The organism is Cryptosporangium minutisporangium (genome assembly GCF_039536245.1).
In the GTDB taxonomy this organism is placed as follows: domain Bacteria; phylum Actinomycetota; class Actinomycetes; order Mycobacteriales; family Cryptosporangiaceae; genus Cryptosporangium; species Cryptosporangium minutisporangium.
The window spans coordinates 1-16897 of the sequence record NZ_BAAAYN010000082.1 but is presented as its reverse complement, the minus strand read 5'-3'; the positions used below and the strand labels follow the sequence as shown (position 1 = coordinate 16897).

The following is a 16897-nucleotide window of genomic DNA, read 5'->3' as shown; positions in this document are numbered from 1 at the left end:
CCGGCTCCTCAGAGCGTCAGGCCACGCTCCAGGTGGCCGAGGGCGGCGTCGACGATTGCGGGAAGGTCGCCGGCCGGGTCGTCGACCCACGCCTCGAGTGCGGCCATCAGCACGCCGATGACCGCGCCGGCCACCGCGCGGACCGCCAGATCGGTGGGAGGCCTACCGGCGCGCTCGGCGAGCCCGTCCGCGATCAGGCGCATCGTCCGCGTGTTCTGGTCGAGCATCGCGGCACGTAGGGCGGGCTCCGCGACGACGAGCGTCAGCCGCTGGAGCATCTCCTCCGCCTGCTCCGGAGCGAGCGACGCGAAGTGCGCGCGGAGCACGCGTCGGATCGCCTGCACCGGTGACAACTCGGGCGGCTGCTCCAGCAGCGTCGCGACGATCACCGGATCGAAGTCGTCCTGCAGGACGACGTCCTCCTTGGTGGGGAAGTACCGGAAGAACGTCGTCTCCGACACCTCGGCAGCGGTGATGATCTGCTCCACGGTGGTGGCCTGGTACCCCTGCGCGCGGAAGAGGCGCAGCGCGTGCGCCTGGATGGACGCGCGAGTGCGAGCTTTCTTGCGTTCCCGCAGGCCCAGCGTCGGGCGCTCAGCCGTGGACGACATCCGTGTGGTCCCTCCGCGACGGCGGATCGTCGGTCGTGTGCCTGCCCGGGAGCACCACCGCCGCGGCGATCGCGCCCGCCACCGCGACGGCCGCGGAGACCAGCAGGGACGTCCGGAATCCTCCCACGAAGGCAGCGAGCACGGCATCGCGCGCCGCGTCGGAGCCGGTCCGCGCCGCGACGTCGAGACCGTCGGCCAGGCCGCGCCGCGCGGTCGCGGCCACGTCCGGGGGAACGTCCGCGGCGTCGACCCGGTGCTGGTAGGCGGCGACGAGCACACTGCCGGTGATCGCCGTCCCGAACGGACCGCTGGTCTTGTTGAACGCCTGGACCACCGCTGATCCCACCCCACTGCGTTCGGCGTCCAGACCGGACAGCGCGGCGGACGTGGACGCGGCGAGGACCAGGCCGGTGCCGGCACCCAGAAGGGCGGTCCACGCCCCGACCACCACGTCTCCCGAGCCGACGTCCGTGGTCACGCCGAGAAGAAGGCCGGCGGCCAGCACGAGGAAGCCGGTCGTGACCGTCGCCCGCGCACCGGTTCGGCGCACGAGCAGGTCGGCGACGCCCGCACCGAGCACCGTTCCCGCGATGAGCGGGAGCAGCCGCAGACCGGAGCCGAGGGTGTCGACGCCCTGCACGTCCTGGAAGAACTGCGGGAGCGTGAAGAGCGCGCCGATCATCGCGAGCCCGGCGACGGCGACGAGCGCCGAGCCGCGGAGGAACGTCGGCGATCGCAGTAACGCCGGGGGAATGAGCGGACGCCTGGCGCCGTGGCGTTCCCAGGCGACGAACCCCAGCAGCGCCACCACACCGCTACCGAGCAGCGCGAGCGCACCGGCGTCGGACCACCCGTGCTGGCCGGCCCGGATGAGGCCGCCGATGGCCAGTACCAGCCCCAGCGCGGACGCGACCGTGCCGACCGGGTCGAGGCCCGGTCGCTCGTCCGCCTTCGACTCCGGGATCAGCAGGTACCCGACGCCGAGCGCGACGAGGACGATCGGCACGTTGACGAGGAACACCCAGCCCCACCAGAAGTGCGCGAGCATCCAGCCGCCGAGGAGCGGGCCCAGCGGCAGCGCGACGAAGTTCGCTGCCTGGTAGACCCCGACCGCCTTCGCCCGTTCTGTCTCAGGGAACAGGACGACCAGGGCGGAGAGCGCCATCACCGTGATGCCGGCGCCCGCCAGCCCCTGCACGACCCGCCCGGCGAGGAACACGCCGACCGAGGACGCGTAAGCGCAGATCACCGAGCCGATGGCGAAGCCGACGAGCGACACCAGCATGACCTTCTTGCGGCCGAACCGGTCACCGAGCACACCGACCGGCAGGACCGCCGCGGCGATCACCAGCAGGTAGCCGGAGGAGAACCAGACCAGGTCGGACTGGGTGGCATCGAGGGCGCCGGCGAGGGTCGGGAGCGCGACCGACAGCACCGTCCCGTCCAATCCCACGACGAGGACGCCGAGGTTGACGGCGGCCAGGGCCCACCACCGCGCTGCCGAGGTTGACATGGCGGCTACCACCTTTCGGTTGTCTCTACCGAATGGAGGTAACCACCACTTTCTACGAGACGTCAAGCACCGACGGCGCGGCTCGGGCGGCGCCGACGGTCAGCGGGGTTCAGGGGAGCCGGCGGAGGATGCTGACGACTCGGCCGAGGATCGTGGCGTGGTCGGCGTCGACCGGCGCGTAATGCGGGTTGCGCGGCGCCAGCCGGACGTGACCGTCGGTCACCTCGAGGACCTGCACGATGGTCTCGCCGTCGAGCGCCGCGGCGACGATGTCGCCGTGGTCGGCGGTGGGTTGCTTCCGCACGACGACGAGGTCCCCGTCGCAGATCGCCGCCTCGATCATCGAGTCACCGCGGACACGGAGCGTGAAGAAATCGCCGTGGCTCACCAGGCTGATGGGGAGGGTGAGGGCGTCCTCGAGGTGCTCGCGCCGACGTCCGGTCGGCTCGGGAGGTGCCATAGCAGCACCCTACGACATTTTCTCGATCACATGTACGAAGCGTCCGCGGAGAGGAGTGTTCCCACCGGGTCGCGTCGGTGGCACCGTCGAGCCTGGACGGTGTTGCCGCCGGGGTCGATAGTCGGGGAATGCGATTCCGGACGCGGGCGGCGCTGCTCGCCGTGCTCACGCTGAGCGTGGCGGGGTGCGACGACGCGGAGGCGCCGGACTCGCCGGGCGCTGCGCCGACGGCGCCGTTCTCGCCGCGGCCGCTGGCCCTGCCGAGCGTCGGGACCGGCGAGGCGTGCCCGACGGCGACGCCGCGGCGGGGGCCGTCCGACGACGCGTCGGTCGTGCTCGGCGACGGGCCGCTCCATCCGGTCGCCCACTACTTCCGGAACGGCGCCACGCTCGAACTCCGCCCCGACGACCGGCAGCCCGACGGCTCGTACGTGAAGAAGGTCCGCTGGGTCGGCGTCGGCTACGAAGGGCCGGTGGTGTTGCGCGCCGACCGGATCGACGGTCCGGGCACCGCCAGCGCCCGGTTCTCCTACCGCGGCACCCCGGGCCCGGACGGGTTCTCCGCCGAGCTGCCGGCGCGCGACAACGATCTGCCGGCGACGACGACGGTCAGCGGACCGGGTTGCTACGCGTATCAGGTGGACGGCGCGTCGTTCAGCGAGACGATCGTCTTCCGTGCGGTGACGGTGCCGAAGTAGCGCCCGGCGCTCCGGCCGGGCGTCGCCAGGCCAGGGTCAACCCCTTGCCCACGCGGACGGTCGTGCGATCGAACCAGGCCTCGGCGTCGACCAGCGCGAGGAACTCGGCGACCTCGTCGGGGTGGGACAGAACGTTGTCGACGGCGAGCAACCCGCCCGATCGGACCACCCGAGCCGGATGCGGCCACCATCCCGGGTACTCGACGCGTTCGGCATCGAGGAACAGCAGATCCACGCTGCCGTCGGGCACGCTGGCCAGGTACGCGCCGCCGTCGGCACGGTGGACGTCGATGACGTCCCGGACACCTGCCCGCTCGAGGTTCGCGCCGAGGCCGGGCCACTCCTCCACGTCCACGGTGGTCACGCGGCCGCCGGTGTCGCGGGCGGCGTCGGCGAGCCAGATCGTCGAGTACCCGTTGGCGGTGCCGATCTCCACGACGCGTTGGGCGGCGGCGGCGCGCAGGATCATCGCCAGCAGCTCCGCGGTCTCCGGCTCCAGGTTGCGCCGCCGACGCCGTCGATCGGCCTCCGCCCCGTCGTGCCGGCCACCGTCGGCGTAGAGGTCGGCCAGCGTGGCGCGGAGAGCGTCGTCCATCGCGTTCCCCTTCGCCGATCAGCCGTTGGGACGCGACGGGATCGCCTGCAGCGCCCAACTGTTGCCGTCCGGGTCGCGGAAGTGGACGAAGTTGCCCCACGGCTGCACGTCGACGTCGCTCGCGTCGACGCCGGCGTCGAGCAGCTGGGCCCGCGCGGCCCCGGCGTCGGCGACCACCACCTGGATCTCCTGCGTGCCGGGCGTCTTCTCGGTGATGCCGTTGCCGACCATGATCGAGCAGGCCGACCCGGGCGGCGTCAGCTGGACGAACCGCAGCCCTTCGTGCACCTCGTGGTCGTGATCGGCGGATAAGCCCAGCTTCTCGTAGAACGCCTTCGCGCGGTCGACGTCGGTTACCGGGACGGGGATGAGTTCGATTTTCCAGTCCATGTGACGACCGTAGAGCGGGGGTACGACAGCCCGTGGGCGGTCAGGCGACGTGGCGTCCGACGTGGCGGGCGACTGCGCGGAGGAAGGCCAGGGTCTCCATCTCGCGGTTGGTCGCCTCCGCGGTCGAGGTGCCGTACGCGCGGTTGGCCGAGAGCTTCACGATCGTCGTCCGGCTCACCGGATCGACGTGGACGAACTGGTTGTAGACGCCGATCGCGGCGAACTCGCCGCGGTCGCCGTCGGGCAGCCACCACTGGTAGCCGTAGCCGAGGCCGACCCGTTCCCCGCTGATCACGGGCTGCCCCGGCGCGAGGTGCGGTGCCGCGACGGTGGTCGAGTCGGTCACCCACGCCGCCGGGACGATCTGCCTGCCGCGCCACCGGCCGCCGTACCGGTAGAGCTCGCCGAGCGTGGCGTAGTCACGCGCGGTGAGGTTGAGCCCGCCGTACGCGACCTCGGTCCCGGCGCCGTCCACGAGCCAGTGGCCGGTGCCCATGCCGAGCGGCTCGACCAGCTTCTCCCGCATGTAGTCGGTGAGCGAGCGCCCGGTCGCCCGCGCCACCAGCGCACCCAGCACCTGCGTGTCCCCGGAGTTGTACCGGCAGAGCGTGCCCGGTGCGTGCTCCCGCGCCATCGACGCGACGAACTCGTCGAGCGTGCCGACGCCAACCACGGCGGCGTTGAGCACGAACACGTCCGACGTGGGGTCGCTGTAGTCCTCGTTCCACCGCGCGCCCGAGGACATCCGCAGCACGTCCCGGATGGAGACGCCGTCGTAGGCCGACGCCGGCTGCACCGGGACGTACGTGCTGATCGCTTCGTCCACGCCGGTGATGTGGCCCTCGGCCACCGCGATCCCGACCAGCGCGGAGACGAAGCTCTTCGCCACCGACATCGACAGCCACCGGACGTCCGGCCCGCCGGTCAGCCGGTAGGTCTCGTGTCGGACGACGCCGTCCGCCAGCACCAGCAGCGCCGCGGTGTCCGTCTCGACGAGGAACGGGGACGTCGGTCGCTCGCGCCCGTCGAAGTCGAACGCCTCGGGCAGTTCCACCGGGTCACCGTGTGGCCATTCGGACGGCTCCGCCGCGGCCGCCATCGTGCTGGTCGGAACCAGCTCGTGCATGCGGGCGAAGTGGTCGTGCTGCGGTGCCCCGGTGAACAACCCGAGATCGGCGACCGACCTCAGCTGCCGCTCGGTCATGGCGGGCTCCTTCCGTCGGGACACCAGGATTGTCGCTCGACGGAAGGGGTCCGGACCGGGCTTTCCCGCCCGTCCTCAGGCGACGAGCGTGTTCTGCCTGCGCGCGATCCACCAGCGGCCGTCGCGCCGGACGAAGACGTAGAGCGCGATCATCTCCGGCGGCTCGCCGGCGTCGGCCGCGTCGCGGGTCGACCAGGCGCGCTTCTGCGCCACCGCGACGTCGGGCGCGAGCGCGACGGCGTCGGAGAACTCGTAGTACGCGGTCGCGTCGCGCAGGAAGCCGGTGAGGACGGCCTGGTTGGCCTCGTCGATCGCCGCGCGCCCGGTCGCCCACGTGCCGCGGGCGGTACCGATGACGGCGTCCTCGGCGATGTGGGCGGAGAGCAGCGCGGGGTCGTTGCGGTTGAAGCCGTCTTCCACGTCACGGACGATCCGGCGGAGCGCCGCCTCGTCCTCCGGGTCGAGCGGGTGGGTCAGGCGGGGTGGTGCGGTGAGCGTCATGGCAGCACGGTAAAAGCTGAACTTCGCTTGAGGTCAAGGTCCGAACGGGACCTCACGGAGCCGCGGTGGCGCGGGCAGGCACCACGGTCGGCAACCCGTCGACCGGATCCGGGAAGACGTGCGCGGCCAGGCCGAACACGTCGCGCAGCAGCTCCGGGGTCACCACGTCGGCCGGCGCTCCGGTCGTGTGCACCCGACCGCCCCGCAGCACCACGAGCTGGTCGCTGTAGCGAGCGGCGAGACTCAGATCGTGCAGCACCAGCACGAACGTCCGGCCGGTCTGATCGCGCAGCCGGGTGACCAGCTCCAGCACCTCCACGGCGTGCGCCAGGTCGAGGTGGGTGGTGGGCTCGTCCAGCAGCAGGACGTCGGTCTGCTGCGCCAGGCTGAGCGCGATCCAGGCGCGCTGCCGCTGCCCGCCGGAGAGTTCGTCGAGCGGGCGATCGGCGAGGTCGAGGACACCGGTCGCGGCCATCGCGTCCGCGGCGATCGCGTCGTCGTCCGGGGACCACTGCCGGTACCAGGGCTGGTGGGGCGCCCGGCCGCGCGCCGCCAGGTCGGCCACGGTCATGCCTTCCGGTGCGACCGGGTTCTGCGGCAGCATCGCCAGCCGCGTCGCGAGCTCCCTGGCCCGCAGGTCGGTGATCGGCTTCTCGTCCAGAAGGACCGTGCCGGACGTCGGGGTCAGCAGCCGTGCGAGCACCCGCAGCAGCGTCGACTTACCGCAGCCGTTCGGTCCGATGATCGTCGTCACCCGGCCGCGGGGAATCGTCACGTCGACGTCGTGCAGCACCGGCGCGGCGCCGTAGGCGGCGCCGATCCCGGTCGCCGCCAGGTGCACGGAATTCGACACCCGCCGTTCCTCAGCCACTCAGTCTCCTCGCGTACCGGGCCAACAACAGCAACAGTGCGGGCGCGCCGATCACCGCGGTGACGACGCCGACCGGCACCTCGACCGGGAGGCGCTGGGCGGTCAGGTCGGCGGCGGTGACCAGCAGGGCGCCGGTCAGCCCGGCTGCCAGCGGCGGAGGCCCCGCGGTGCCGAACAACCGCATCGCGGCCTGCGGCGCGACGAACGCGACGAATCCGATCGGGCCGGCGACCGCGGTGGCGGCCGCAGCCAGCACCACGGCGACGGCGAGCGCCGACGCCTCCACCACCGGCGGGCGCGCACCCAGTCCGGCGGCGAGTTCCCGCCCGAGCCGGATCGCGTGGAGCGAGGACGCCTGCCGCACGCAGGCCACCATCCCGAGCACGGCGAACGGTGCGGCGATCCACAGGTCGGCCGGTTCGGCGCCGTCCAGCGAGCCGGTCAGCCACCGTTGGGCGATCGCGGCTTCCTCCAGCGTCGCCCGGGTGAGCAGCCAGGATGTTCCGGCGATGGCGGTCGCGTTGACGCCGAGGCCGACGAGCACCAGCCGGAAGCCGTCGAATCCCGCGCGCCAGGAGAGCGCCAGGATCAGTCCGGTCGTCGCCGCGGCTCCGACCACGGCGGCCGTGGGCAAGCCGACGCGTGCCGGGATGCCGACCTCCGACAGTGCCGCCGGATGGGCGACGACGACGACCGCGAACAGGCCTGCGCCTGCGGTGACGCCGAGGATGTCGGGGCTGGCGATCGGATTCCGGGTCAGCGTCTGGGTGAGCGCGCCGGAGATGCCGAGCAGCAAGCCGACGAGTGCTCCCAGCGCGACCCGGGCCAAGCGTCCGTCGAGCAGGACGAGGTTCTCGATCCGGGATCCCTCACCGAGGAGCGTCGCCCAGACCCGCTCGTGCGGGAAGTCGAGGGTGCCGGTGAACATCCCGATCGCGCCGACCGCGGTCCACGACGCCAGCAGTACGAGCGCGACGAGCACCGCGCGCGGGCGAAAGCGGATCCCGACCGGCCCGATCCGGATCCCGCGCCGTCCGGTCGCGCGCTTCCGGCCCGCTGCCGCCGGGTCGCCGTCTCCGTGGGAACCGCGGAAGCCGTGGGAGCCGCGGGTGGCGCCCGCGACGTTGCGGGACGCGACGCTCACAGTGCCATCACCCGGCGCCGCCGGGTCAGGCCGATCAGGACCGGAGCGCCGATCGCGGCCATCACGATCCCGGCCTCCAGTTCGCCCGGCGGCGCGCACACCCGCCCGACCACGTCGGCGACGAGTAGTAGCATCGCGCCGATCAGACCGGCGAGCGGTATCAGCCAGCGGTAGTCGTGCCCGGTGATCCGGCGCGCGGCGTGCGGCGCGACCAGCCCGACGAAGACGATCGGTCCGCACAGCGCGGTGGCGGGGCCGATGAGCAGCGTGATCGCCAGGATGCCCAGCACGCGCGCGGTGCGTACCCGCGCACCCAGGACCCGCGCGATCTCGACGCCGAGCCCGAGCTGGTTCAACGCGAAGCCGTTGACCAGCGCGAGTACCGCACCCACCGCGAGCAGCGGCGCCACCGTCAGCAACACCTGGTCTTCCCGGTTGGCGATCGACCCCACCTCGAAGAACCGCAGCACGTTGAGAGTCCGCCGATCGAGCAGGATCATCGCCATCGTCAGCGCGACGAGCAACGCGGACAGCGTGGTGCCGACCACGGCGAGCATCACCAGCGCTCCGCTGTGCAGGCCGCGTAAGCCCACCAGGAACACCGCGACCGTCGCCGCAGCGGCACCGACCAGGGCCGCGGTCGCCTGCGCGCCGGGCTCCTCGACACCCAGTCCGAACACCAGCACCGCGACACCGAACGACGCTCCGGCGCTCACCCCGAACAGCCCCGGATCAGCCAGCGGGTTCCGGGTGTGGCCCTGCATCAACGCGCCGGCCATCCCGAGGGCGGCGCCGGCCATCACCCCGAGGATCGTCCGCGGCACCCGCTGACTGCGGATCACGGTCGCGTTGTCGCTGTCGGAGTCGGAGAGCACGGCGCGGAGCACCTCGCCGACGCCGATGCTGCGGCTACCGACGACGAGGCTGAGCAGCACCGAGGCGATCACCGCCGCGACGAGAACGAGCGCCGCCCAGCGCATCCGGCGTGCACCAGTGCCCGGAGGACGAACCCCAGGAGCCACTTGACGAACTTCCGACACAGTGACTTAGGTTAGCCTCACCTTGCCGCCCGTATCGCAGCGGCACCCCACCCGAGGACAGACGAATGCGAAACACCCGTCTCTCGACGCTGGCTGCCGTCGGCACCGCGCTCGCGCTGGCACTGACCGGCTGCGGTGGCGACGACAGCGCGGACACCGACGGCGAGCCGTCGGCCGCCACGACGCGGACCGTGGAGGACACGTTCACCGGAACCGTGACCGGCGTTCCCACCAAGCCCAAGCGCATCGTCGCGCTCTGGCGCACCGGCTCCGAACTCGCCGACATCGGCGTGGTCCCGGTCGGCGCGCTGCAGGACGAATTCCTCGAGGACGAACTCGGTCCCGAGGTGTACGCGACGGTCTCCGAGGTGCCGACGGTCGGCAACTTCGAGGGCGTCGACATCGAGAAGGTCATCGCGGTGAAGCCCGACCTGATCCTCGGTATGGACAACGGCGGTCTGACCATCGACTACAAGGAGTTGTCGCAGGTCGCGCCGACGGTGATCCTCAAGATCGCGGAACCGACCGACGTGTGGGCCAACTACGAGAGGATCGCGGATCTGGCCGGCGTCTCCGCCGACTTCTCCGAGCAGAAGAGCCGTCTGGACGCCGCGCTGACGAAGGTCGCCGACAGGTACGGCAGCAAGATCGGTTCGCGGAAGGTCACCGCGCTCGGATCCTTCGACGGTGCCGCGATCTCGGTCGACACCAGCAAGTCGCTGACCTACCAGCGGATCGACGCGGCCGGCTTCGGATACAACCCGAAGTACACCGCGAACCCCGAGCGCTACGTCGCCGACCTCGCTTTCGAGAACATCCCCGACCTGGCCGACCAGGACATCATCTTCTACGACACCGACCTGAGCGGGAAGCCGCTGAACAGCGTGCAGAAGGTCCTCGACGAGCCGGCGTTCGAGCGGCTGCCTGCTGCCCAGAAGGGACACGTGTATCCGCTGACCAGCGGAACCATCTACACGTTCGAGGCCAGTCTGGCTCAGGCGCGCGATCTCGAGGCCGCGGCCAAGGACTACACGTCGTGACCTTACCGAGGGCGACCTGGGCGAGCTTCGACATCAAAATCCGCGAGCTGGAGCTGCGGAAGCGCACTCCGATCACCCCACGGATGCTGCGGCTGACCCTCGGCGGCCCGGGAATGGCGGGTTTCGAGAGCCACCTCGCCGACGAGCACGTCAAGCTGGTCTTTCCCGATCGGGACACCGGCGTCACCCGGCCACCGACGCAGGACGGTGACCACCTCGACTGGCCGGACCCGATGCCGCCGGTCCGGGACTGCTCGGTCCGCCGCTACGACCGGGCTGCCGGCGAGATCGACCTGGACGTCGTTCTGCACGACGTCGGGCTCGCCGCCACCTGGGCGCGGACCGCCCCGCTCGGCAGCTCGATCTGGGTGGCCGGGCCACGGCCCGGCCGGGTGGTTCCGCCCGCGTTCGGGTTCCACGTCCTGCTGGGGGACGAGACGGCGCTGCCGGCCATCGCGCGGTGGCTGTCCGAGCTGGCGCCGTCGACACGTGCCGTGGCCGCCATCGAGGTGGCCGACGCGGACGAGGAGCAGCCGATCGAGTGCCACGACGGGGCGCAGCTGACGTGGCTGCACCGGAACGGTGCTCCGGCCGGGAGCACCGATCTGCTGGGCCGGTACGTCGAGTCGGTCACGCTGCCCTCCGACACCCACACCTACCTGTGGGCGGCGGGGGAGGCCGGGTGCCTGAAGCCGGTCCGGCGGTGGGCTCGGGCGCACGGGCTGGGCAAGGACCAGAGTGACATCTCCGGTTACTGGCGCCGTGGCGCCGCCCAGGACGCGCCGGAGTCACTGGGTGAGCGAGCCAGGCACGCCGTGGCCCATCTCCTGGGCCGCGACCACTGAGGTTTCGTCCCGTGCCCAGCGTCCAATCCACTGGGCATGGGACGGATCGCAGCGGAGACACTCATCGAACGGCTCGCCGAGTGGGGCGTGGACACCGTCTACGGCCTGCCCGGCGACGGCATCAACGGGATCATGGAGGGTCTACGTCGCCACTCCGATCGGGTGCGGTTCGTCCTCGTGCACCACGAGGAGGCCGCCGCGTTCATGGCCACCGCCTACGCCAAGGCGACCGGAAAGATCGGCGTGTGCCTGGCGACGTCCGGCCCCGGCGGGATCCACCTGCTCAACGGTCTCTACGACGCCAAGCTCGACCACGCGCCGGTCCTGGCGATCACCGGTCTGCAGGAGACCAGCGTGCTCGGCAGCGGCTACCAGCAGGAGGTCGCGCTCGAGCACGTCTTCCAGGACGTCGCCGAGTACAACCTGGTGGTGTCCAACCCGGCTCAGCTGCCGGGCGTCGTCGACTACGCGATCCGGACCGCCTACGCCCGCCGCGGAGTCGCGCACCTGACGTTCCCCAACGACGTACAGGTCGCCGACGCGGACGCCGACCCGTACCAGCACGTCGCGCCCGCCAACCCGCCGGCGACGGCCCCGATCTACCTCCCGGCGCCCGGGCGTCCGCGCGACGAGGACCTGCGCGCCGCGGCCGAGGTGCTCAACGCGGCCGAGCGGCCGGCGATCCTGGCCGGTGCCGGCGCGCTGCACGCCCGCGCCGAGGTGCTGGCGCTGGCCGATGCATGGGGCGCGCCGGTGATCAAGACGCTGCCGGGCAAGGCGGTGATCCCGGACGACTCCGAGTTCGCGGTCGGCGGCATCGGGCTACTCGGCACGAAACCCGGCGAGGAGCTGGCCGAGGACTGCGACACGCTGCTGATGGTCGGGACCAACTTCCCGTACACCCAGCACCTGCCGACGCCGGGCAAGGTCCGGGTGGTGCAGATCGAGGCCGATCCGGTGCGGGCCGGTGCCCGGCTGCCGACCGAGGTGCCGATGATCGGGGACTCGCGCGAGGCGCTGGCCGCGTTGCTTCCGCTGGTGCAGCGTCGGGACGACCGTTCCCATCTGCGGAAGTACCAGGACAAGATGCGCTCCTGGCGCGACGACATGGCCGCGCTGGAGAACCCGGACCGGGCGCCGATCGCTCCGCAGTACCCGGTCGGTGTCCTGTCCGAGCTCGCCACCGACGACGCGATCCTCACGTGCGACTCCGGCACGATCGCGACCTGGGCGGCCCGCCACTGGACGATCCGCGGCGACCGGGGCTTCTACCTGTCGGGCAACCTGGCGACGATGGCTCCCGGCCTGCCCTACGCCAACGCGTTGCAACTGGCCTACCCGGAGCGTCAGATCATCGCGTACCTCGGCGACGGCGGGTTCGCGATGCTGATGGCCGAGTTCCTCACCGCGGTGCAGCACCGCCTGCCGGTGAAGGTCGTGATCAACAACAACAACTCGCTCGGCCAGATCCTCTGGGAGCAGATGGTGCTCGGCTACCCGGAGCACGGCGTCCGGTACCCGATGCCGGAGGGCAACTTCGCGGCCTGGGCGGAGGCCTGCGGTGGATACGGCCGCAAGGTCACCGAGCCCGGCGACGTCCGGAGTGCGCTCGCCGAGGCGCTGGCGTTCGACGGACCGGCGCTGGTCGACATCGACGTCAACCCGAACGAGCCGCCGCTGCCCGGCAAGGTCGGGTACGAGCAGGCGAAGAAGTTCGCCGAGTCGTGGCTCAAGGGCCAGCCGAACAAGGTCGCCACCGCCACGACGCTGTTCAAGGACAAGCTGTCCCAGCTCGGTCGTTGAGCCCGGTAGCGGCCGGCCCGCAGACGGTTAGCCGACAGATCGTGGCGACGTCTGCGGGCGGGTGCTGACCTGGTGCGATGCGTCGCTACCTCGTCTCCGTTCCGCTGGCGCTGGCCGCCGTGGCTCACCTCTACGCCGTGCGGTGGTACGCGGACGAGGCGGTGTGGCGCCGCGACCGGGTGCTGAGTGCCCACGCGCAGCAATCGTGGCAGGACGTGTCCGAGTACAGCGAGAGCCTCGACGTCGCCGGTGCCCTCGGCCTGGTCTCGCTGCTGCTCGCCGTGGCGCTCACCGTCCTCGCGGCCGGTGCGTGGCGGGGACGGATCGCGGCCGTGCGTCCGATCGCGTGGGGGCTGCTCCCGATCCAGGTCTTCCTGGTCGGGGTCGGGCGCTACCGGGCCGAGCAGTACCGGAGCGGATACGAGGAGGCCTGGTTCATCCCGCAGCCGCAGACCGTCGACCAGCACCGGGGCGTCGCCGCCGGTGTGCTCGCGCTCGGCGTCGCCCTGGTCGTTCTGGCGTTCTGGCGGGTGCCCGCGGCAGACGGGGTTCGACCGCGACGGCTGCGCGGGGTTGCCGTCGGGGTCACGGTCGCGATGGCGAGCCTCGTCGTCCTCGTTGTCGCCGCGCTGGCCGCCGCCCGCTACGTGAACGGGCTACCGGACTCGTTCGCGGCGCCTCGGGCGGTAGCGGAGGCGCCCGTCTGGGCAGGTTAGAGACGTGCACATCGGAACCTCGGGCTGGAGCTACGACCACTGGGAGAACGTGCTGTACCCACCGGGTACGCCGCCCCGCGATCGGCTCGCCCACTACGTCCAGCGGTTCTCCACCGTCGAGCTGAACGCGAGTTTCTACCGGTGGCCGAAGACCGCGACGTTCGCCGGCTGGCGGCAGCGCCTCCCGGAGGGCTTCCGCCTGACCGTGAAGGCGCCGCGTGGTCTGACCCACGCCAAACGGCTCTTCGAGCCGGAGGTGTGGATCGAGCGGATCGCGGCCTGCTGGCACGAGCTGGGGGACAAGCGCGGGGTCCTGCTCGTGCAGACTCATCCCGCCCATCAACGCGACGACGCCCGGCTGGACTACTTCCTCGGCTGCCTGCCGTCCTGGCTGCCGGTCGCGGTCGAGCTGCGTCACCCGAGCTGGCACGACGAGGCGGTGTTCGGGCTGCTGGAGCGGCACGGAGCTGCGTACTGCGTGATGAGCGGCGCGAAGCTGCCGTGCATCCTGCGCGCCACCGCGCCCTTCGTCTACGTGCGCTTCCACGGCCCGGACACCGAGCACCTCTACGCCGGGTCGTACTCCGACGACGACCTTCGCTGGTGGGCGGAGCGGCTCCGCGAGTGGGCCGGGTCGGGGCACGAGGTGTACGCGTACTTCAACAACGACGGCCACGGCCACGCGGTGCGCAACGCCGAGACGCTGCGCGCGTTCGTCGGCGGTTAATTCGCTCGCCGACGGTTTTACCGTGGGGGTATGCGGATCTCACCGGCCTCCTTTCGCCGCCCCCGGCTGTCGTTCAGCCGCGCGGGCGCCGTGATCGGCCGGTAGCGCGGGCGTCGACCGCCGGGGGAGAGACCCGTTCCCACCCCGACGTCGACGAGGAAACGCTCGTGCCCACTCTGCTTTCGATCCCCGAGCTCGCGGCTGCCCTGCGGCTGCGTGACCTGTCCGATCCGTCCTCCGGGCCGCACGCCATGCAGCTGTTGCTGGACGACGTGCTCTCCGCGCTGACCGCCGCCTGGGAGTGCGCACTCGACGTCCAGCGACGCCGCCCGCTGGTGTCCGTCGAGGACAACTACGACCGGCTGGGCTACGCCGCCGACGCGGTCACCCGGGACGCCCGGTACAGCCGGTACGTCGCCGAGACCGTGATGCTGCGCAGCCACACGACCGCCGGTATTCCGCCCGCGCTCCGCGCACTCGCCGCGGCACCGAGCCCCGACGTCCTGGTGGCGCTGCCAGGACTCTGTTACCGCCGGGACACGATCGACCGGCTGCACGTCGGCGCGCCGCACCAGGTCGACCTGTGGCGGGTGACGACCCGGCCCCAGCGCGGCTCCGACCTGGAAGAGATGGTGGCCCGCGTCGTCGAGGCGGTGCTGCCCGGCGCGCGCTACCGGCTGGTGCCGGCCACCCATCCGTACACCGTCGACGGTCGGCAGGTCGACGTCGAGACACCGGCCGGGTGGGTCGAGCTGGCCGAGTGCGGGCTGATCGCGCCGGCCGTGCTCGAATGTGCCGGGCTGGCACCGAGCCGGTGGAACGGGCTGGCGCTCGGCATGGGCCTGGACCGGGCGCTCATGCTCCGGAAGGGCGTCGACGACATCCGCCTGCTCCGCTCCGGTGATCCCCGGGTCGCGACGCAGATGCGGGATCTGGCGCCCTGGCGGCCGGTGTCCCGGCAACCACCGATCCGCCGCGACGTGTCGGTCGTCCTCGACGCGGCTCCGGACGCCGAGCTGGTCGGTGACGCCGTGCGGGCGGCGCTGGGGCCGGACGCCGAGCAGCTCGAGTCGGTCTCGATCCTCGCGGTCACCGGCTACGACGAGCTACCGGTCGCAGCGCGGCGTCGGCTGGGACTCCGCCCGGGTCAGGTCAACGCGTTGCTGCGTCTCGTCCTGCGGCCGTTGACCGGTGCGCTCACCGACGAGCAGGCGAACCGGCTCCGGGACGCCGTCTACACCGCGGTGCACCGCGGCCCGCATCACGAGTGGGCCGGTCAGCCACCCGGGTGAACGGCTCGCATCGCGGCGGCCACCGCGGCCTCGCCGGGCAGCCCGGACGCGGCCAGCCCGGCGAGCACGCCGTCCTGGTCGGCGGCCGACCGATTCTGGCTGAGCTTCGCCTTGGCCTCGACCCGGCTGATCACCAGCTCCAGGCCGACGATGGCCCGGAGCTGGCCGTCGATGAAACGCTCCGGCGCGTCGGTGACGCCCCACGGCGCCGCCCGCCCGGCCTCGTGCGTATCGGTGAGCCGGGTGACCAGGTCCCGTAGCCAGGCGACGTCGTCGTGCGCGACGAGCCGCCCGTGGACGTGCAGCACCTCGTAGTTCCACGTCGGCACCACTCGGCCGTGCTCCCGCTTGGTCGCGTAATACCCCGGCGAGACGTACGCGTCCGGCCCGGTGACGATCGCCAGCGACTCGGTGTCCGGTAGGTCGCGCCAGTGCGGGTTGTTCCGGGCGACGTGCCCGAGCAACGCGCCCCGTCCAGGGCGTCCGGGGTCGTAGAGCAGGGGGAGCGGCGTGGAGACCAGCCCTTCCGCGGTCGGCGTCACCAGGTGCGCGAAACCACCGCGGCCGAGCAGCTCGGCCTGGCGGTCCGCGGGTACCGCGAAGTGGGACGGGACGTACATCGGTGGAGCTCCTCTCGCTCCACCGACATTAACCGCGCACAGCACGGGGCCGGCAGTGGTTTACGCCACCGCCGGCCCCGCCGTTCCCCACTACTTCGACGGCTGCGGAGTCTCGCAGTCCACCTTCGGGTTGAGCCCGAAGTAGTTCAGCGGACCCGCGATGATCGTGACGATCACCGTGCCCGTCTTCGCACAGGTGGCGTCTCCGCCGGAGAAGTAGTCGCGTTGTGCTGCCGCGATGACGCCGATCAGCAACCAGATCACCAGCACAATGCTTCCGATACGCATCTCGCGACCTCCTGGGGTGGGGGCACCCGACGGGGGGTTGGTTTGGTGCCCGCAGGAACTGATCCCCTCATTCCCCGTTGGAGCCGCAACCAAGCGGTCACTTGACGTATCAGGAACTCCTCGGGTTCAGGGTGCCGTCGGGCTGGCGGCCGCGGGCGGCCAGGAAGGCGGTCAGACCGTCCGGCTCGTCGCTGGCGATGAAAACGCCACGAGCGCTGACGAGAACCTCGTCCGCATGCTCGGCGCAGCTCCACGCCGCGGCCCCGGAGCCGTCGGCGAGCTTCACTTCGGCGGGGTTCGGACAGTCGCTTCCGTCCGGCATGCCGATCCCGCAGTGGTCGGGGGTGGCGTCCCCGGCCCTGGTCAACGGGGCGTCCCGTCCCGCAGAGTCACGCGGTGACCCTAATGGGTGGCCAACGGCGTCGGAGCCCGGGGTACTGGTACCTCTGTCCGGCTGAGCGTCCGCGGAATGCCGAGTGCCGGCTCAGCTGATCGCCGGGCCGGGCAGCCAATTCCTGGCTTGCCCGGTTCGGTGTCCG

General features: G+C 71.8%; 20 protein-coding genes. 7 read left to right on the top strand and 13 right to left on the bottom strand.

All coding sequences use genetic code 11. The features are described 5' to 3' along the window. Window positions 1-8: 8 nt before the first annotated feature. The 3 genes from ABEB28_RS40930 to ABEB28_RS40920 form a co-directional block, all read right to left on the bottom strand. Entirely contained in the window at window positions 9-611 is a 603-nt protein-coding gene (locus ABEB28_RS40930; RefSeq protein ID WP_345733709.1) for an acyl-CoA-like ligand-binding transcription factor, read from the bottom strand. Continuing rightward, entirely contained in the window at window positions 595-2124 is a 1530-nt protein-coding gene (locus ABEB28_RS40925) for a DHA2 family efflux MFS transporter permease subunit (protein ID WP_345733708.1), read from the bottom strand. The genes ABEB28_RS40930 and ABEB28_RS40925 overlap by 17 nt, the downstream gene beginning before the upstream one ends. A gap of 109 nt (window positions 2125-2233) precedes the next feature. Beyond that, a complete protein-coding gene (locus ABEB28_RS40920; protein WP_345733707.1) occupies window positions 2234-2584 on the bottom strand; it encodes a LexA family protein in 351 nt (116 codons plus the stop codon). A 128-nt stretch (window positions 2585-2712) separates the two neighbouring features. On the opposite strand from ABEB28_RS40920, the gene ABEB28_RS40915 reads away from it, so the two are divergent. Continuing rightward, window positions 2713-3282, top strand: coding sequence for a hypothetical protein (locus ABEB28_RS40915; RefSeq protein WP_345733706.1), 570 nt, complete (start codon window positions 2713-2715; stop codon window positions 3280-3282). On the opposite strand, the gene ABEB28_RS40910 is transcribed toward ABEB28_RS40915, so the two are convergent. The 7 genes from ABEB28_RS40910 to ABEB28_RS40880 form a co-directional block, all read right to left on the bottom strand. After that, window positions 3239-3877, bottom strand: coding sequence for an O-methyltransferase (locus ABEB28_RS40910; RefSeq protein WP_345733705.1), 639 nt, complete (start codon window positions 3875-3877; stop codon window positions 3239-3241). The genes ABEB28_RS40915 and ABEB28_RS40910 overlap by 44 nt on opposite strands. A gap of 18 nt (window positions 3878-3895) precedes the next feature. Continuing rightward, window positions 3896-4267 (bottom strand): VOC family protein, encoded by a 372-nt coding sequence (locus ABEB28_RS40905; RefSeq protein ID WP_345733704.1) that lies wholly within the window; start codon window positions 4265-4267, stop codon window positions 3896-3898. A 40-nt stretch (window positions 4268-4307) separates the two neighbouring features. Next, window positions 4308-5471, bottom strand: a complete 1164-nt coding sequence (locus ABEB28_RS40900) for a serine hydrolase domain-containing protein (RefSeq protein ID WP_345733703.1) — start codon at window positions 5469-5471, stop codon at window positions 4308-4310. Between the two features lie 75 nt (window positions 5472-5546). After that, window positions 5547-5972, bottom strand: coding sequence for a YybH family protein (locus tag ABEB28_RS40895; protein WP_345733702.1), 426 nt, complete (start codon window positions 5970-5972; stop codon window positions 5547-5549). Between the two features lie 52 nt (window positions 5973-6024). Continuing rightward, window positions 6025-6843 carry an ABC transporter ATP-binding protein gene (locus tag ABEB28_RS40890; RefSeq protein WP_376981379.1) on the bottom strand — a complete coding sequence of 273 codons (819 nt, stop codon included), beginning with the start codon at window positions 6841-6843 and terminating at the stop codon, window positions 6025-6027. Beyond that, complete coding sequence (locus tag ABEB28_RS40885; protein ID WP_345733701.1) at window positions 6836-7987, bottom strand: FecCD family ABC transporter permease; 1152 nt, start codon at window positions 7985-7987, stop codon at window positions 6836-6838. Before ABEB28_RS40885 ends, ABEB28_RS40890 begins: the two co-directional genes overlap by 8 nt. After that, entirely contained in the window at window positions 7984-8967 is a 984-nt protein-coding gene (locus ABEB28_RS40880) for a FecCD family ABC transporter permease (protein ID WP_345733700.1), read from the bottom strand. Before ABEB28_RS40880 ends, ABEB28_RS40885 begins: the two co-directional genes overlap by 4 nt. Before the next feature lie 125 nt (window positions 8968-9092). Between ABEB28_RS40880 and ABEB28_RS40875 the strand changes: the two genes are divergently transcribed. The 6 genes from ABEB28_RS40875 to srmL all read left to right on the top strand — a co-directional run bounded on the left by ABEB28_RS40875 (window position 9093) and on the right by srmL (window position 15450). Continuing rightward, window positions 9093-10067, top strand: coding sequence for an ABC transporter substrate-binding protein (locus tag ABEB28_RS40875; protein WP_345733699.1), 975 nt, complete (start codon window positions 9093-9095; stop codon window positions 10065-10067). Next, window positions 10064-10912 (top strand): siderophore-interacting protein, encoded by an 849-nt coding sequence (locus ABEB28_RS40870; RefSeq protein ID WP_345733698.1) that lies wholly within the window; start codon window positions 10064-10066, stop codon window positions 10910-10912. The genes ABEB28_RS40875 and ABEB28_RS40870 overlap by 4 nt, the downstream gene beginning before the upstream one ends. 36 nt (window positions 10913-10948) lie before the next feature. Then, window positions 10949-12715, top strand: a complete 1767-nt coding sequence (locus ABEB28_RS40865) for a thiamine pyrophosphate-dependent enzyme (RefSeq protein WP_345733697.1) — start codon at window positions 10949-10951, stop codon at window positions 12713-12715. Between the two features lie 77 nt (window positions 12716-12792). After that, window positions 12793-13431 (top strand): hypothetical protein, encoded by a 639-nt coding sequence (locus tag ABEB28_RS40860; RefSeq protein WP_345733696.1) that lies wholly within the window; start codon window positions 12793-12795, stop codon window positions 13429-13431. Window positions 13432-13435: 4 nt separating this feature from the next. Next, complete coding sequence (locus tag ABEB28_RS40855; RefSeq protein ID WP_345733695.1) at window positions 13436-14158, top strand: DUF72 domain-containing protein; 723 nt, start codon at window positions 13436-13438, stop codon at window positions 14156-14158. 167 nt (window positions 14159-14325) lie between these two features. Continuing rightward, entirely contained in the window at window positions 14326-15450 is a 1125-nt protein-coding gene (gene srmL / locus ABEB28_RS40850) for a PheS-related mystery ligase SrmL (protein WP_345733694.1), read from the top strand. Here the strand turns inward: srmL and ABEB28_RS40845 are convergent. From ABEB28_RS40845 to ABEB28_RS40835, 3 genes are all read right to left on the bottom strand, one after another. After that, window positions 15435-16070 carry an FMN-binding negative transcriptional regulator gene (locus ABEB28_RS40845; protein ID WP_345733693.1) on the bottom strand — a complete coding sequence of 212 codons (636 nt, stop codon included), beginning with the start codon at window positions 16068-16070 and terminating at the stop codon, window positions 15435-15437. The two genes, srmL and ABEB28_RS40845, sit on opposite strands and share 16 nt — an antisense overlap. A 90-nt stretch (window positions 16071-16160) precedes the next feature. Further along, complete coding sequence (locus tag ABEB28_RS40840) at window positions 16161-16358, bottom strand: hypothetical protein (protein WP_345733692.1); 198 nt, start codon at window positions 16356-16358, stop codon at window positions 16161-16163. 109 nt (window positions 16359-16467) lie between these two features. Next, a complete protein-coding gene (locus tag ABEB28_RS40835; RefSeq protein ID WP_345733691.1) occupies window positions 16468-16725 on the bottom strand; it encodes a hypothetical protein in 258 nt (85 codons plus the stop codon). Window positions 16726-16897 lie beyond the last annotated feature (172 nt).

Coding starts and splice junctions, on each gene's coding strand:
- ABEB28_RS40930 (WP_345733709.1), bottom strand. CDS start 611: ATGTCGTCCACGGCTGAGCGCCCGACGCTGGGCCTGCGGGAACGCAAG.
- ABEB28_RS40860 (WP_345733696.1), top strand. CDS start 12,793: ATGCGTCGCTACCTCGTCTCCGTTCCGCTGGCGCTGGCCGCCGTGGCT.
- ABEB28_RS40905 (WP_345733704.1), bottom strand. CDS start 4,267: ATGGACTGGAAAATCGAACTCATCCCCGTCCCGGTAACCGACGTCGAC.
- ABEB28_RS40865 (WP_345733697.1), top strand. CDS start 10,949: ATGGGACGGATCGCAGCGGAGACACTCATCGAACGGCTCGCCGAGTGG.
- ABEB28_RS40840 (WP_345733692.1), bottom strand. CDS start 16,358: ATGCGTATCGGAAGCATTGTGCTGGTGATCTGGTTGCTGATCGGCGTC.
- ABEB28_RS40880 (WP_345733700.1), bottom strand. CDS start 8,967: ATGCGCTGGGCGGCGCTCGTTCTCGTCGCGGCGGTGATCGCCTCGGTG.
- ABEB28_RS40845 (WP_345733693.1), bottom strand. CDS start 16,070: ATGTACGTCCCGTCCCACTTCGCGGTACCCGCGGACCGCCAGGCCGAG.
- ABEB28_RS40895 (WP_345733702.1), bottom strand. CDS start 5,972: ATGACGCTCACCGCACCACCCCGCCTGACCCACCCGCTCGACCCGGAG.
- ABEB28_RS40915 (WP_345733706.1), top strand. CDS start 2,713: ATGCGATTCCGGACGCGGGCGGCGCTGCTCGCCGTGCTCACGCTGAGC.
- ABEB28_RS40910 (WP_345733705.1), bottom strand. CDS start 3,877: ATGGACGACGCTCTCCGCGCCACGCTGGCCGACCTCTACGCCGACGGT.
- ABEB28_RS40900 (WP_345733703.1), bottom strand. CDS start 5,471: ATGACCGAGCGGCAGCTGAGGTCGGTCGCCGATCTCGGGTTGTTCACC.
- ABEB28_RS40875 (WP_345733699.1), top strand. CDS start 9,093: ATGCGAAACACCCGTCTCTCGACGCTGGCTGCCGTCGGCACCGCGCTC.
- ABEB28_RS40925 (WP_345733708.1), bottom strand. CDS start 2,124: ATGTCAACCTCGGCAGCGCGGTGGTGGGCCCTGGCCGCCGTCAACCTC.
- ABEB28_RS40920 (WP_345733707.1), bottom strand. CDS start 2,584: ATGGCACCTCCCGAGCCGACCGGACGTCGGCGCGAGCACCTCGAGGAC.